This is a genomic window from Hymenobacter rubripertinctus (genome assembly GCF_003583925.1).
GTDB lineage: Bacteria > Bacteroidota > Bacteroidia > Cytophagales > Hymenobacteraceae > Hymenobacter > Hymenobacter rubripertinctus.
This window is the reverse complement of sequence record NZ_QYCN01000005.1, coordinates 26,948-43,305: the sequence shown is the minus strand read 5'-3', so window position 1 is coordinate 43,305 and position 16,358 is coordinate 26,948. Positions and strand designations below refer to the sequence as shown.

The window sequence follows — 16,358 nt, the reverse complement described above, 5'->3', positions numbered from 1 at the left end:
ACATCTACTTGCTGCCGCTAGTAGGCCGCTGCGCCACCCGCGCCGAGTCGCGGCGGGGTGGTACGGTCGTAGTGGTTTTCACCGAATCATCGGCGGCCTTCTCCTGCTCCTTCTGGCGCTTGCGGATGTCTTTGTTTTCCTGCTTCACGTCCTTGTCGATGCCCTTGAACAGGTCGGCAAAGTTCTTATAGTCGCGCTGGTAGATCAGCGAGGCCCCGTTGCGCACGTACTGCCCGTCGATGTCGCCGTAGGCGTTGTTGCGGTAAGCGCGCAGGCGCAGGCGGCCGTTGGCCAGAATGTCGTACTCGATGCTCACGTCGCCGGCAAAGTTGCTCACGCTCTGCTGGCCGCCACTGGCCTGGTTGCCGCCGGCCAGCGGCACGTCGGTACCCAGGCGTACGGTTACCCGGTCGTTGAAGAGCTGGCGGCGCACGGCCACGTTCAGGTCGGTGCGGGTTTTCTCGGTGCCCGAAGAGTAGTCGGCCTGGGAATTCACGCCCAGCTCCACGCCCAGATTGGAGAGGTAAGAGCCCGTCAGGTTCTGGAGCTGCTGGGTGAGCACCTGGCTGGCACTGCCCCGTAGCTGGTCGGCCACTATGCTGCCCCCGCTGCTCTCGAACGGATTTTCGGCCAGGAAGCGGTTGAGTACCAGCAGCGAGAACACCTGCTTGTTGAGCTCATCGGTCTGGCTGGGCTGGCGCAGCTGGGCCAGGCGGTTCTCGATCTGGGTACGCAAATCGGAGCGCGTGTCCTCGGGCAGCTTGATATCGAAGCTGATTTCGGGCTTGAGCAACTCCCCGTCCACGTTCAGATACACGTTGAAAGGCAGCGTATTGCGGGCCGTCGACTTCAGCGTTTCGTCGCTCACGCCCTGGCCCGAGAGCAACTCGGCCGGCGCGGCCTTGGCCACATAAATGGCCGATACATCGGCAATGCCGTTGTACGGGTCGCCCGACCAGGTAATGGTGCTGCCCTCAGCAATCAGGAAGTCGCGCTCCGTGAGTTCGTAGAGCGACATGTGGTAGCTGCCGCTCTTCACGGCCAGCCGGCCGCTGAGCGTGATGTTGCCCACCGGGTCGATGGCCGTATTAAGCGTGCCGTTGGCCCGCACCTTCAGGTTGTCGCCCGAGGCCTCATCAATGATGATGGTAAACGGCGTGTCGTCGGTGACCGTGATGGTGGCCGCGATGTCGTAGCCGGCCGCCGTTTTGGCCGAATCCTGCTTGGCCAGCTGCCGCAGCAGCATGGTGTCGATAGGCGCACTCTTGTCGATGAACTCCACGATGCCAGCCGAGCTGACCTTATCGGCCTCATCGTTGGGCACGGCCGCGTAGAAGTCGGAGCCATCCACGATGGTAGCCGTCGTACGGACGCGCATCAGGTTCAGGTCGCCGGTAATGCGCGAGTCCGAATCCACGATGAGCTTGCCCCAGAACAGCGCATTGTCGCGGCGGGTGCTCTGCACGGCAATGAAATTGTCGGTCACGGCCCGCAGCTGGAAACCGTAGTCGATGAAGTTCTTGGTCAGCACGTGCCCATTCACCACGCCCTTGTTGCCCAGCGAGTCGAGAATCACGAAGTCATCAAACAGAATGCCTTTGTCATCGAACACCAGATCCTCCTGGGGCAGCCTGAAGGGGGCCCCGAGCTGGGTCAGGGTAAAGCCGGCGTTATTGGTCGTGAGCTTACCGCGCACCTGCGGGGCCGAGGCGGTGCCCCTGATGGCGAGCAACCCGCTCAGGAAGCCGCTGGTTTCCCGGATTTCGCCCAGGGCAAACGGCTCGATGATACCCAGCCCGAAGCGCGTGACGTTGGCCTGCATATCGAGAGCACCGCTGGCCAGATAGTCGCCCGTCAGGCGCACATCATGGTTTTGGGGGCCGCCGGTCAGGCGCAGGTCCAGGTTGTAGCGGTCGGCGGCGGGGTTGCCCGCCTGCAGCGTAATGTCGCCGATGACGGCCTTGTTATAGGCCAGCCCCATCAGGCCGGCGTTGGCCGTAAACGCCATGCGCGGCTGGCCCAGGGCCTTGATGATGGCCTGACCATTGAGCGTGCCGCCCACCAGCGAATCCTGGAGGCCGCCGGCCGTAGCCAACTGGTTGAGGTTGAGGTTGCTGAACTGGGCCTGCAGCGGGTAATCGGCCCCGGCCAGCGTTTGCAGGGCAATGCTCTGGTCGCCCTGACTCAGGCGGACGTTTTCGGCCCGTATGGCCCCGGTGTTGGTATCGTAGCGCAACGAGTTAGCGGGCTGCACGGCCCACTGCTGGTTGTTGAGCACCAGCTTGGGGTCGAAGCTGAACGAGTAGGCCGCGCCCTCGTTGAGTACGTCGAGCGTGCCGGCCAAATCGAGGTTCGTGGTACTGTCGTTTTCGGCAATGCGCAGGTGCGTGCCCACCTTGTTGTTGGCGATACTGCCCGTCAGGCTGGGATTGGGCAGGTTGAGCGTGGTATCCTGCCGAATGTGGTTGAGCTTGAGCGCGTAGTCCAGCGCCTGCGGGTCCGACGATACCTTGAGCCGCAACGAATCGAGCTGGTAGCCCATGTATTTGATGCGGGCAATGCGGGTGCTCAGGCGCAGGTCGGCCTCCCGGCTGTCGAAGCCGCCGGTAAGCCGGAAGGGCGAAATCTGCTGCAGATCGGGCACGAACTGCCGGATAATTTTGGGGTCCTTCACGTTGGCCTCGAACGTGAACTGCTGGTTGGCATTGTTGGGCCGGTAGCGGATACCGGGCAAATCGAAGTACCGGTCGATGTGCTGCTGCAAAGCCGTGGCAATGTCGCCGAGGCGGGTGTTGCCGCGCAGCGTGAGGTCAGCCACCGAGCTGGCAAAGTCCACCTCGGTGCGGCCGGTGCGCTGCACAATCCGCCCGCTCACCGAGTCGAGCACGAACGGCTGGCCGTCGCTGACGATGGCAATGCGGCTGCCCGAGAACGTGCCGTTAATCGTGTTCAGGTCGGAGCCACTCAGGCTGGCCTTCAGGTCGCCCTGAATGCTCAGGTTGCCGCCGGTGTAAAAGCCCAGGGCCGTGAGGTTCACGCCCCGCAGGTTCAGCCGGTCGACGGTATAAGTGGGGTTCGAGGCGTTGCGCAGGTCGATGGTGGCCAGCAGGTCGAGGTTGAGGTTGGGGTCGTCCTTGCTGCTGGCGTCCACTACGTAGCGGTTGCGGTCGATATCCACCTTGGCCGTGATGCCCTTGTAGGTGTAGCCGTTGTAAGTAGCCTGCTGCACCTTGGCGTTCAGTTGGCCGCGCAGCAGATTGGGGTCGAGGCCGCCGCGGCCGTTGAGCGTGCCGCTGGCCGTGACGGTACCAATGGTGGGGTCGCCGATGAGCTTGCCCACGTTGAGCTGCTGGGTACTGAATACAGCCTTTACCGGCTCCTGGCCCACGGGGCCCGCGCCCACGTTTACTTTCGCGGCCAGGTTGCCGTAGGTGGTGCTGGCCTTTAGGTCGGTATCGAATACCAGCGCCGTGGGGCGGCCCTTAAACGTGCCGCGCACCGTCATGAGGGGCGGCAGCGAATAGCCGGCCGGAATCGTGCCCTTCGGGGCCAGGCTCCGGATATCGGCGTTGGTGGTCACGAGCTTCTGAATGTCGAGGTCGACGTAGAGGCGACGGTCGGTTTCGGGTAGGCCCTGAATCCGGCCGCTGGCCAGCAGCTGGGTGTTGCGCAGGCCCACCACTTCCAGGCCCTTGATGCGCAGGTCGCCCACCCGGCCATCAACTTTGCCACTGATGAGCACCGACTGGTTGGGACCGGTGGTGAAGGGCGGTGTGTTGGCCAGATCGGGCGAGAGGTACAGAATGTCGCGGAAGCCGAGGCGGGAATCGCGCAGATCGGCTTCGAGGCGCAGGTTGGCCAGGTCGTCGGCAATGGCGTCGAGGCTCTCGTACTGCATGGCCAGCGTGCGCCGGATGCGGGTGTGAGGCGTTACGAGGTCGAGGTTGTCGAGGCGGGTTTCGGTCGAGTCGAACACCACGTCGGCCTGGGCCCGGGTTACGGCGAACCCGCTCTGCTCCTGCCCCGAAAGCTGCGTAATGCGGCCGGTAGTGCTGTTTTCGGAGTAGCGCAGGTTCTCGGTATTGAGCGTGAGGTTCGTGAACTTGAGGTGGTTGTAATCCATGCCCCGCACCCTGGTTTTCTGGCGCGGCTCGTTGAAGTTATCGAAGGCCACTTCCACCCCGCTGATGTCGGACTCCTTCAGGCTCACCGCCCAGCTCGACTCCTGGCCGGTGGCGTTTTTCACCGAGGCGTCGAGGTCGCGCACCACTTTGGCCGGGTTCACTACCCGCTGCTCCACCGGCACGTCCTCGTTCTGAGCGTAGGCGAAGGTGGTGTTGCGCAGCATGAGCTTATTGAGGGCCACGCGACTATTGATCAGGTCGATGTTGTCGGCCGTCACCTCGCCCTCGCCGATGCGGGTGCTGATGAACTGGGCCGAGGGCTTGTTGCGGTACGTCAGGGCCACATTGTCGAGGCGGACTCTGTTGATGCCGAAGGTCAGGGCCAGGGCCGACGTATCGGTGGGGCTGGGCGGGGGCACTTTGGTCTGGGTGATGCGGATGCTGGCATTCTTAAGTGCCGCCTGATCCACCTTATAGATAGCGGCATCCACGTCTACCTCGTCCATGTTCACGGCCAGGTCGCCCACTTTGGCCCGCACGTTCATGCCGTCCACGGCATCGTTGTACGTGAGCAGGATGTTGGTCAGCCGGGCGTCGCCGATTTCGTAGGTAAAGCCCGCGCCAGTGGTATCGGCCGGGGCGGCGGCCACGGTAGCCGTGTCGCCGCTGGCGAATGCGTTGAGGATAAAATCGTAGTTGGAGATGCTGTCGGGCGCGGTGCGGCTGATGGCGATGCGGCCGTTGTCGAGCTCCAGGCTGCTGACGTTGATTTTCGACTTGAGCAGCGCGAAAATATCAATGTTGATGCCCAGATGGCCCACCGACACGAGCGTGTCGCCTTTCTGGTCTTCCAGGTACACGTCGTCGAAGCTGATGGCGTTGCGGAAATCGGAGCGGAACTTGCCGATGCGCACCTCCGTCTGCAGCTTGTCGCGCAGGTACTTCTGGGCCTGGTTGGCCACAAAGTCCTGGCCCGAAGGCGTCTGAACATAAAAAAACAGCCCGGCCGCCACCAGCAGCACAAGCGCAACCAGCCCCAGCAGGGCGTACAAAATACGACGCAGATAAACCGGCAAAGGAAGGGGAGTAGAAATGAGACTCTTTTCGCCAAACGGGAAAAAGCCCAGGCAGGTTAACTTATTCTGTTTTAGCCGATGGTTCAGTTTAACTCAATGGCGGAAGGCTCCCTTTCACCGATGAGAGTTGACGCATGGGCAAAAGAGAGGTAAATTTCTTCGGTTTTCAATTTAATCCAAGTCCAATCCGGTTGTGGGGGGCGTACCTGTCCGGGCTCTGCCCTTTCCTCGTGTCTTCCCTGCCGGCTGCCAGCACTTCGACCGTTTATGCGCCTGTTTTTTACTGCCGCCCCGCTTACCTGGGGTTGTCGGCGCAACTGGCAGTGACAGCTGTTGGGCGGGCGGCCCAGCCTTTTACCGGAGCCGTGTTCAGCCAGCAGGGGCTGCCGCTGCCGGGGGCTACCGTGACGGTGGCCGGGCCGCGCCAGGTGCCGGTTATTGTCAATGCCGAGGGTTTTTTTCTGCTGCAACTGCCAGCGGGCCTGCCGGTTCAGCTGGTGGTGGCCTACCCGGGCTTCGCGTCCCAGCAAATTACCCTGCGGGCCCCCGAAGCCGAGAAAAACCTGGTGGTAACGCTGGTTCCGGTTGCGCCCGATCCGGGCCAGGCCAGTTGGTCGCGCCGGGGGCGGCAGCGGCGCGGATAGCCGGGGCACCGGCCCGCTTGAAAGCCGGTTGCTGAGGGCTCCCTCCGAGGGAGGCGGGGCTTCATCAATCTAGCATCAAATGCCCGTCAATCAGGCATTAGCGCAGCCTGTGAGCCGAAAATTCTCTTCTGATTCCGGGTGTTAACCCCCGGGGGCGGGCTTCGGTTGAGCACATTAACCGCTATCTTTGGAGCCCAATTTCTATCCGAGCAGCTCCCGATGATTCTACGCTTTACGCTCCCCTTCCGCACGGCCTGGGGTCAGCGGCTGGTGGTATGCGGCTCCCTGCCCAGCCTGGGCCAGTGGAACCTCGACCAGGCCCTGAGCCTGCATTACCACGCCGACTCCGGTTTCTGGACCCAGGAAATCAGCGTGCCCGACGAGCAGCTGGCGGGCGTGGCGTATAAATACGCGCTGCTGGATGAGGGCGACGGCGGCCAGCATTGGGAATGGGGCGCGAACCGCACCCTGGGGCCGGTGGCCGATCTGTTTACCCGCGTGGTGCTGGCCGATTTCTGGCGCGCCCCCGCCCTGGCCGAAAACGAGCTGCACACCGCCGCCTTCACCGAGGCGCTCATGCGCCGCCCCGCCCCGGCCGCTCCCGCCCCCACGTTGCCCACGGCCGCCAGCGGCTTGGTGGTGCGCTTCCAGCTCGCGGCCCCGCGCGTGGATTCCCAGCACCAGCTCTGCGTGCTCGGCTCCGATGCCGCCCTCGGGGCCTGGGACGCCAGTCGGGCCGTGGTGCTCTCCGACGCCGACTTCCCCACCTGGTCGGCCGTCGTGTCCCTGGCGACGCCCGGGCAGGAAACCCGCTACAAGTACGGCATCTGGGACCCGCGTGAGCAGCGTATCCTCCAGCTCGAAACCGGCGACGACCGCCTGATTCCGGCCGCTTCGGCCCCGCGCACCCTGCACGTGCTCGCCGACGACCAGTTCCGGTACGGAACCGGCAACTGGCGCGGGGCCGGTGTGGCCCTGCCCGTATTCGCCCTGCGCAGCCATAAAGGCTTGGGCGTGGGCGAGTTTCCCGACCTGAAGCTACTCGTGGACTGGGCGGTAGCTACCGGCCTCAAACTGGTCCAGATTCTGCCCATTAACGATACTGTGGCCACCCACACCTGGGTCGATAGCTACCCCTACGCGGCTATTTCGGTGTTTGCCCTGCACCCCCAGTACCTCCACCTCGACGGTATTGCCGAGTTGCGGGACCCGGCCGGCCGCCAGGAGCTGGCCCGCCGGCGGGAGGAGCTCAACGCCCGGGATTTCGTGGACTATGAGCCGGTGATGGCCGCCAAGTGGCAGTTCATTCGCCAGCTCTACCATCAGGAGAAGGCCACCCTGCTGGCCAACCCCGATTTCCAGCGGTTCCGTGAGCAGCAGCAGGCGTGGCTGCTGCCCTACGCGGCCTTCTGCGGCCTGCGCGACCGGTTTGGCACCGCCGACTTCAGCCAGTGGCCCGCCGAGTTCCGCACTCCGGCCCGGGTGGCCGAGCTCACCCGCGAGGATACCCCCGACTTCGACGAGTTCGGTCTCCACTTTTTCACCCAGTTTCACCTCGATCAGCAGCTGCGCGAGGCCGTGGCCTATGCCCGCCAGCACGGCGTGGTGGTAAAGGGCGACCTGCCCATCGGTATCTACCGCCATTCCGTGGACGCCTGGACCCAGCCCGAGCTCTACCACCTGCACCAGCAGGCCGGCGCCCCGCCCGACGATTTTTCGGTGACGGGCCAGAACTGGCGCTTCCCGACCTACAACTGGGAGCGGATGGCCGAGGACGGCTACCAGTGGTGGCAGCAGCGCATGGGCCATCTGGCCCGCTACTTCGATGCCTTGCGCATCGACCACATTCTGGGCTTCTTCCGCATCTGGGAAATTCCGGGACACTCGGTAGAGGGCCTGCTGGGCCACTTCTCGCCCGCCCTGCCTTTGCACCGCCACGAGATTGAGCAGCGCATGGGCTGGTTCGACTACGGCCGCCTCTGCGAGCCTTACATCCGCTGGTCCGTACTCGAAACCGTCTTCCACGCCCAGGCCCCGGCCGTGTTCGAGGAGTTCATGGAGGACGCCGGCTACGGGGCCATCCGGCTGAAGGAGCACGTGCGCAGCCAGCGCCAGCTGGAGGCCGTCATCAACGGCAAAATCAGCCAGGACCCGGCCAACGCCGAGCACTACCGCTGGCTGCGCACCGGCTTGTTCGGGCTGGTAAACGAGGTGCTGTTCGTGCCCGACGACCAGCAGCCCGACTGCTACCACCCCCGCATCACGCTGCACCTGAGCCGCTCGTTCCAGGAGCTTGATGAGTACACCCGCCCGCGCCTGCTGGCCCTCTACCACGACTTCTTCTACCAGCGCCACGAGGCGTTCTGGCGGCGGCAGGGCCTCACCAAGCTGCCGGCCGTGCGCTGGGCCACCGATATGCTCATCTGCGGCGAAGACCTGGGCATGGTGCCCGCCTCGGTGCCGGGCGTGATGAAGGCCCTGGGTATCCTGGGCCTCCACATCCAGCGCATGCCCGCCAACCCCGAAAACGAGTTCGGCCACCCCGACCACGCCCCCTACCTGAGCGTAGTGAGCCCCGGCTCCCACGACATGAGCACCTTACGCGGCTGGTGGGAGGAAGACCGCGAGCAGACCCAGCGCTTCTTTGAAACCATCCTGGGCCATTGGCACGAGCAGGCCCCGGCCTTTTGCGAGCCCTGGGTGGCCCGCGAAATCACAGTGCAGCACCTGCACTCGCCCGCCATGTGGGCCATTTTCCCCCTCCAGGACCTGGTGGCCCTGGCCCCGCACCTGCGCCGCGAGGATGCGCTGGCGGAGCAGATCAACGTGCCGGCCAATCCCATCCATTTCTGGAAATACCGCTTCCACATTCCGCTGGAAGACCTGGGTGCGGAGGCCGGCTTTACGGCCGAACTGCGGCAGCTGGTGAACCAGAGCGGGCGGAACCAAGTGTACTAAGTGTTCCGGTTGCGGTGCTATAAGGCAGCTGTTAATGGTGAGGGGGCATTTATCACTTTTTTGTGATAAATGCCCCCTCACCCCTGGAATTCTTGTGCTACCTTTGCGCTCGACAGTATAGTTTGCGCCGTTGTGCCAGAAACTTAAAAAGCTGACTGACACGCAGGATCAAATTGTTGCGCACTCAATCCGCTGCCCTTCCCACTACGTAAAACAACCGCGCTGCTACGTCGGGTAGCAATACAAGGTTCAATTTGAGCCGGCCAAACATTGATTTTGACCGGGTGAATCTTACAGTTGACCGAAAAGAAAATTTCCTCTTCCGTACGCGAAGTAAGTTTGATAGCCCTCAACAGTGAGCCCGTCATCCTTCCTTCTGCTTCATCCTTCCTTCTTCTGCTTTGTCAGGTAACTCTACTCATACAGGTTTCATGAAAACACCCTTACGCCTATTGGGGGAATCAGCCCGCTGGCTAGCGCTTAGCCTGCCCCTGATTTCCGGTAGTGTGCAGGCCCAACAGGTTGCGGTAAGCCGTACTGGCCCCACGTCGTCGCTGGTGAAGCCGGCGGCGGAGCAACAGGCCCGCTCCAACGATGCCGGCAGCTCGTCTCTGCTCATGGTGCCCATGGCCGACGCGCTGCGTCCGGCCAGCTTCCAGGGTTCGACTCCCGCCAAATCTGGTCTAGTAGCCCGCCCAGCGGCCGCCCCGGTTGTAACCAACATCACCGGTACCCGGCTGATTAAAAACAACAATACCCTCCAGCGATTTAATGAGGGTCTTTCAGGTACGGATGCCGATGGCGACCTGAACCGGTTTGTGTTCGTCACGATACCAACCGACGGTACGCTGTACGTGGCGGATGCCAACCTGCAGTTTTTTACGCCCGTTACCGCCGGCCAACCAGTATTTGCCGATCAGGCGCGGTTTCTGGCCTTTCAAACTGCTGGCGCAGTTGGTCCCCGTAGCTTTACCTTCCGTGCAGTTGATGCTCAGGGCTCTCAGTCAAACACAGGAACCTATTCGTTCCAGGTAGTCAACAATTTCTCTCCCGTCGCCTACGACTTTACCAACGCCACCCTGATCAGCAACAACCTGCGGCAGCCGTTGCGGGACCTGGCGGCCTGGGGTTTCACGGATGCCGACGGAACTATCAGCACTTTCCGCTTCACGCAGCTGCCTACGGCCTCCACGGGCACGCTGTTTGTGAACAATGCGCCCGCCGTAGCCAATCAGGATTACGCGGTGGCCAATTCGGCCCTGCTCTCCTTCCAGCCCGCTGCCGGCTACTCCGGCACGTCGGCTATTGCCTCGTTTACGGCCAAAGACAACCTGGGTGCGACGTCCAACGTCGCGCAGCTGGGCATCCCGGTCAACAAAGCGACCTGCGGCCAGGCTTCGGTCTTCGACTTTACGCTTCGCCCCGACGGGGAGAACTGGAAAACTGAGCGTACGGTAACTGTTCCTAACAGCTCGGTTACCATCAACAACGCCAACTACTCGTCTTCGGCCGCCGCCGCCGAAACGTCCTTCATCACGGACCGCCGCGCTGGCAGCCCGGGCTATGCCCTGGACTGGTTCACCGACTACACCAGCACGGCCAATGTCACCAGCACGGCCAACTTCTACTTCAACCGCCCGCTGAAGAACTTCAGCTTCACGATGGGTGACCTGGACAAGGGCACCGTTGCCGATGGCAGTGCGTTCGTGGATGACGTGACGTTCAACGGGTACCGGGCCGATGGGTCCATCGTGCAGCTGGATGCCGGCGACATTTCGCTGGCCCCCAACGGCAACAACTTCTTCAACGGCAACAACCGCATCACCGGCCAGACCAACCCCGCCACGGGCTCGGGCAGCACCGTGGGTCCCGATGGCAACGTGACCATCACCTACACTGATGCCATCGTGCGCCTGGAGCTGGTGTACAAAAACATCCAGACAGAAATAGCAGACCCCGGCACCCAGGCCGTGTACATCTCGGCCTTCACCTGGTGTGAGGAAGCCAACGTGGCCACCACCGTTACCGGCCCGACCTCCGCTAACCCGAACACCAACGTGACCTACACCGTCACGACGACCAACAACAACGGCCTCGATGTAGCCACCAACGTGCGGCCCACCATCCAGCTGGCCACCGGCCTGACGAACGTGACGGTTTCTAATGGTGGTACCTACAGCTCGGGTACCGGCCTGGTTACCTTCGCTACCACCCCCCAGCTCACCAGCGGGCAGTCGGTAACCAACACGGTTACCTTCCGCATGCCAAACGCAACGGTAAACGGCACGGCCCGCAACTCGGCCGATACCTCCGACCCCGCGCCGGGCAACAACAACGGCACCGACCCTTCGGCGCAGATTACGACAGTGGTCAACGCGGCTCCTACGGCCGTTAACGTGACGACAGCGGCTGTACCTAACACGAATACGGCCAATAATATTGAGCCCCTGTTCGCCACCGACCCACAAGGCAATGAGACGGTAGCAAGCTACACGCTCGTCACCCTGCCAACTCGGGGGCGGCTACTGCTGAACGGCGTGGCCATCACGGCAACCAACACCGTCATAACTGCCGCTCAACTCAGCCAGCTCACCTACAATCCTACCCTAAATTCAGCGGTGCCCGCAGCGGGCGGTAATCAGACCTTCACGTTCCGCGCTACTGACAACCTGGGTTTGGTTTCCGCGAACACTGCTACCTACACGATTCCGGTAGCGGCTACCAATGCACCTACTTCCGACCTAAGCGTTACGCAACAGCCGACGCTCGGCCCATACCGTGTAGGGCAAACAGTTACCTACACTGTGGTAGCTTCTGCTTCAGCCACTAGCGCTGGCGTTACCGTAGATTACGCCCTGCCCTCGGGTTTGACATTCGTAAGCGCTAACCCACCTGTTGGAACTACTTACAACAGCGGAACAGGCCTTTGGACCATTGGTGCAATGGCCGCCGGTAGTTCACAGACACTTACGGTAACAGCCCGCGTAGCCCGCACCGGCGACCTGACCACTACCGCCAACATTCGCTCTACAATTACTCCTGACAGCAATACCGGCAATAACACGGCCGTACAAACTATCAACGCGGCGAACAACGATGTTTATACCGAAGACTTCGAGGGCCGGATCATTGATTACTGCGCTACTCCAGGTGGTTTCGACATTGCCGATTCACGCGCTTTGTCTGGCCGGGCGCTGTTTTCCGCAACGCTAAACAATGGAGCTACCGCTTCTTACACCACTCCATTATTGGGCGTGACGGGCGGTACAATTTCGTTTGATATTCAGCAGCCTGTGGTTAACACCGCAAGTAATGCTGGGGCTTTTGACAGGGTTCGTTATCGGGTGCGTTTGCTTGATGATGCTAACGCAACAGTATTCAATACTGGTCAAGTAAATATCATCGGTACCACCGCGCAGACTATCAGTGTTCCATACACGGTAGTGGGCAATGCTAAAATGCAAATTACGGTATACAACCAACTGGCCGGAACCACAATCACGACGTTCTCGCTGGACAACATTCAGGTAACCGGCGCTATTTCAACGGTTACCGCCGCGAAGGATGGTTCGAACTGCTCGGCCAATGTAGCGCCGACGGTAGCTGATGTAACGAACCCACGCCTGTCGGACAAGGCGGGAGCTACCACCATCTCGGGCCTATCGGGTACCGATTCGGATGGCACCATCTTCTCCTACTTGATTACCAGCATCCCGGATGCTGCTACCCAGGGCGTGCTCACGCTCAACAATGTGGCCGTAACGGCGGGCCAGGAAATCACTGCGGCCCAGGGAGCCCAGCTCCAATTCAACCCGGTAGTAGGTAGCAGTGGCAACACGACCTTCACCTACCAGGCCTACGACAACTCCGGGGCCATCAGTTTCAACTCGGCCACCTTCACGATTCCGGTCGTGGTGACCACCGATATTGCGGGTGTCGTGTTTGATGATGTGAACTACGGTGGTGGTGCCGGTCGGCCCTTCGCCGCCGCCAACTCGGCCGCCACAGCTTCGGGCTTTGCCAGCAACGCCATTGGTCGCAGCGGGGTCCGGGTAGAGCTCTACGACGGCAACGGTGCCTTCGTCGCTACTACCACGACCACCACTGGTGGAGCCTACAACTTCGCCCAGCAGTTCCCCGGCGCTTACACGGTGCGGGTAGTGAACAGCACGGTTACTTCCGTGCGGGCACTGAATGGTGCGGCTACCGGCCTGATTCCGGTGCAGACCTACATTACGGAAGACGTAAACCGGGTAGGCGGTGAAAACCCCCGCCTGGTGGATGCCGCCGCCAACACCGGCACCCAGGCGTTGAGCGCCCTGACGACCGGCACGGCTACTCCTCAGTCCATCACGGCGCTGCAAGTGCTCAACCGCCCCGTGGGCACCTCCGCCTACGAGTTCGGCTTCAACTTCGACGCTGTTACGAACACCAACCCCACGGGGCAGGGGTCGCTGCGGCAGTTCATCATCAACGCCAACGGGCTGGCTAATACCAACCTTCAGCAGGAAGGCCTGACGGCCGGCCGCGAGACGAGCATCTTCATGATTGCTGACGGCCGCACGAGCAACGTACCGGCCGGTATGCGCAGCGGGGTAAGCGGCGGGGCCAGCAACGGCCAGGCCACCATTACCCTGACGGCCGCTTCGGGCGCGCTGCCCACCGTAACGGATGCGGGCACGACCATCGACGGCAACCAGCAGACGCTGCGCACCGGCGACACCAACCCGGCCGTAGCCGAGTCGACTACCGGCCCGGAGGTAACGGTTAACTTCAATGGCCAGGGAGCCAACGGGGGCGGCCTGTTCGTAACGGGCGGCAACTTCACGCTCAACGGCATGGGCCTGACGGGCGCTACCGCTGGCACGGATCAGGGCTTGCGTCTGAGTGGTGCCGGTGCAACCGGAGCAGTCATTCAGAACAGCACGATTTACAGCAACGGGGCCAACATCGGGTTGAACAACCTGAGTGGGGTAACCATCTCCAACAACGTGATTCGCAACTCCACCCGCGCTACGGCCGATGGTATTGAGTTCACGGGGGCCTCGAGCGTCACGGTCAGCAACAACCAGATCGTGAACAACGCGGCCATGGGCATCGACTTCATCAGCGGCGCCAACAACAACAATACCATCACGAGCAACCTGATCAAAGGCAACGGTACGCTCAACGGCGTAGAAAAGGCTGGTCTGGCTATCCGTTCGGTTAGCACGGGGAACGTCATCAGCCTGAACACGTTCACCAACAATGCCGGCGACGGGATTGTCGCCACGGCGGGTTCCAACAACACGTTCTCGCAGAACAGCTTCAGCAACAACGGTGACCTGGCCATTGACCTGGCCAACGGTGGCACGGCGGATGGCAACGGCGTAACGAAGAACGCCAGCGGCAAAACAGCGGCCAGCGGCGCGAACGGGTTGCTCAACTTCCCGGTTGTAACGCAGTCGCGCATCAGCGGCGGCATCCTGCGCCTGACGGGCTATGCGCCGGCCGGCGCCCGGGTAGAGTTCTACATCGCGGCCGTTGACCCTACCAAGTTCGGGGAAGGCCAGAGCTACCTCACGTTCCGCACCGAAGGCAGCTCCGATGATACGGACGCCAGAACGGCCTCCTACAACGTGCTCATCAACGGAATTGACCAGGGCACGGAGTCCAACGCCAACCGGTTCCTGTTCACCATCCCATTGTCCTCGCTGACGGCTGCTCAGCAGACGGCCCTGAACGGTGGTAGTGCCTTCGTAACGGCTATTTCTACGGTAACCGGCACGGGTACTTCGGAATTCTCGGGCGTAGCACCGGTAACCAACGGGCCGCTGCCCGTTACGCTGACCAGCTTCGCGGCCAAAGCCGCCGGAGCCGATGCCAAGCTGAACTGGGCTACGGCCCAGGAGCTCAACAACGACCACTTCGTGGTAGAGCGCAGCTTCGATGGCAGCAGCTTCGTAGCGGTGGCGGAAGTGAAAGGTCAGGGCACCACGTCCTCGGCCACGAACTACGCCTTCACCGATGTGCAGGCGGCTGCCAAGGCCCAGGGCCGCGTGGCCTACTACCGCCTGAGCCAGGTAGACACGGATGGCACCAGCACCTTCAGCTCGGTCCAGACGGTCACCTTCAGCACTTCGGCCCGCACCAGCGTTGCCGTGTACCCCAACCCGGCCTCGAACCTGACCGATACGCGGTTGGATCTGTCGGGCACCCCGGAGGGCACCTACCAGGTGAGCATCGTGGACCTGACCGGCCGCGTGCTGCGCAGCTTCCCGCAGGCCGGTGGCCGCAATGAGGCGCTGGACGTAACCAGCCTGCCCGCCGGCACCTACCTGGTGCAGGTGAAAGGCAACGGCGAATCGTTCGTGCAGCGTCTGATTAAGGAATAGCCTTTGGGTTATTTAAACCAGTAACCGAATGCCCCTCGCCGACCGGCGAGGGGCATTCGGCGTTTTGGCCGGTTCTGGTTCAGTGCGGCGGCCAACCAGCCGGCGGCTTTGACGGTATAGGCCTTTTGAACGGCGTTCCGGTGCCGCACCGCCCGATGTGTTTCTCCTCCTTTAACTCTTACACCTCATGCCTGCCTGCCCCCACGTACCCGGCCGCGTTGAAACCGATAGCGATGTGGCCATCATCGGGGCCGGCAGCGCCGGCCTGAGCGCCGCGCTGGTGCTGGGCCGTTGCCTGCGCCGGGTGCTGGTGCTCGATGGCGGTCCGCCCCGCAACGCCCCCTCGCCCGCCGTGCAGGGCTTCCTAACCCGCGACGGCACCCGGCCCGCCCACCTGCTGGAACTGGGCCGCGCGCAGCTGGCGGCCTATGCCTCCGTGGAAATTAAAGAGGCCCGGGTGGTGGCCGTGCAGGTCTGCGGCAAGCACTTCGAGCTGACCCTGGAAGGCCCCACCGGCCGCCGGAGCACGCGCACGGCCCGCAAGGTGCTACTGGCAACCGGCGTGGAGGACGAGCTGCCGCCCCTTGACGGGGTGCGCGAGCTGTGGGGCCGGGGCGTGCTGCACTGCCCCTACTGCCACGGCTGGGAAGTGCGCGACCAGCCGGTGGCCGTGTACGGCCGGGCCAAGCTGGTAACCGGCCTGGCCCTGCTGGTAAGCCGCTGGAGCCCCGATGTGGTGGTGTGCGTGGAAGACCCCGCCAACCTGACCCGGCATGCCCGCCGCCGCCTGCGCCGCCAGGGCATTGCGGTGCGCGAAGAACCCGTGGTGCGGCTGGAAGGTACCCGCGGCGGGGAGTTGCGCCACATCGTGTTCGAGACGGGGGAGAAGCTGGCCCGCACGGCCCTGTTCATTCATGCCCACCAGCATCAGCGCAGCCCCTTGGCTGAGGAGCTAGGGTGCCGCCTCACCAGCAAGGGAGCCATTTGGGTGAGCAAGCAGCAGCAAACCACCGTGCCGGGCCTCTACGCGGCCGGCGACAATACGCCCGGCACCCAGCAGGCCATTCTGGCCGCCGCCGAGGGCAGCCGGGCCGCCATCTGCATCAACGAAACCCTGACCCGGGAAGAATGTCCGAAATAAGCCGCCCGCCCCGGAACTTACCGGAGCCGGCTGGCTTTTTC

5 protein-coding genes are annotated in these 16,358 nt (G+C 62.7%); 4 read left to right on the top strand and 1 reads right to left on the bottom strand.

The window, feature by feature from the left end:
• Window positions 1-4 precede the first annotated feature (4 nt).
• The gene (locus tag D0T11_RS05005) at window positions 5-5,200 is read right to left on the bottom strand and encodes a translocation/assembly module TamB domain-containing protein (RefSeq protein WP_147374527.1); all 5,196 of its coding nucleotides are present in this window, start codon (window positions 5,198-5,200) and stop codon (window positions 5-7) included.
• A gap of 230 nt (window positions 5,201-5,430) precedes the next feature.
• Between D0T11_RS05005 and D0T11_RS05000 the strand changes: the two genes are divergently transcribed.
• The 4 genes from D0T11_RS05000 to D0T11_RS04985 all read left to right on the top strand — a co-directional run bounded on the left by D0T11_RS05000 (window position 5,431) and on the right by D0T11_RS04985 (window position 16,317).
• A complete protein-coding gene (locus D0T11_RS05000; RefSeq protein WP_182888244.1) occupies window positions 5,431-5,844 on the top strand; it encodes a carboxypeptidase-like regulatory domain-containing protein in 414 nt (137 codons plus the stop codon).
• Window positions 5,845-6,063: 219 nt separating this feature from the next.
• On the top strand, window positions 6,064-8,802 hold the full coding sequence (locus D0T11_RS04995; protein ID WP_119654685.1) for a 4-alpha-glucanotransferase: 2,739 nt from the start codon (window positions 6,064-6,066) through the stop codon (window positions 8,800-8,802).
• 431 nt (window positions 8,803-9,233) lie between these two features.
• Window positions 9,234-15,176, top strand: a complete 5,943-nt coding sequence (locus D0T11_RS04990; protein ID WP_119654684.1) for a NosD domain-containing protein — start codon at window positions 9,234-9,236, stop codon at window positions 15,174-15,176.
• Window positions 15,177-15,363: 187 nt separating this feature from the next.
• Complete coding sequence (locus D0T11_RS04985) at window positions 15,364-16,317, top strand: NAD(P)/FAD-dependent oxidoreductase (protein ID WP_119654683.1); 954 nt, start codon at window positions 15,364-15,366, stop codon at window positions 16,315-16,317.
• Window positions 16,318-16,358: the final 41 nt, after the last annotated feature.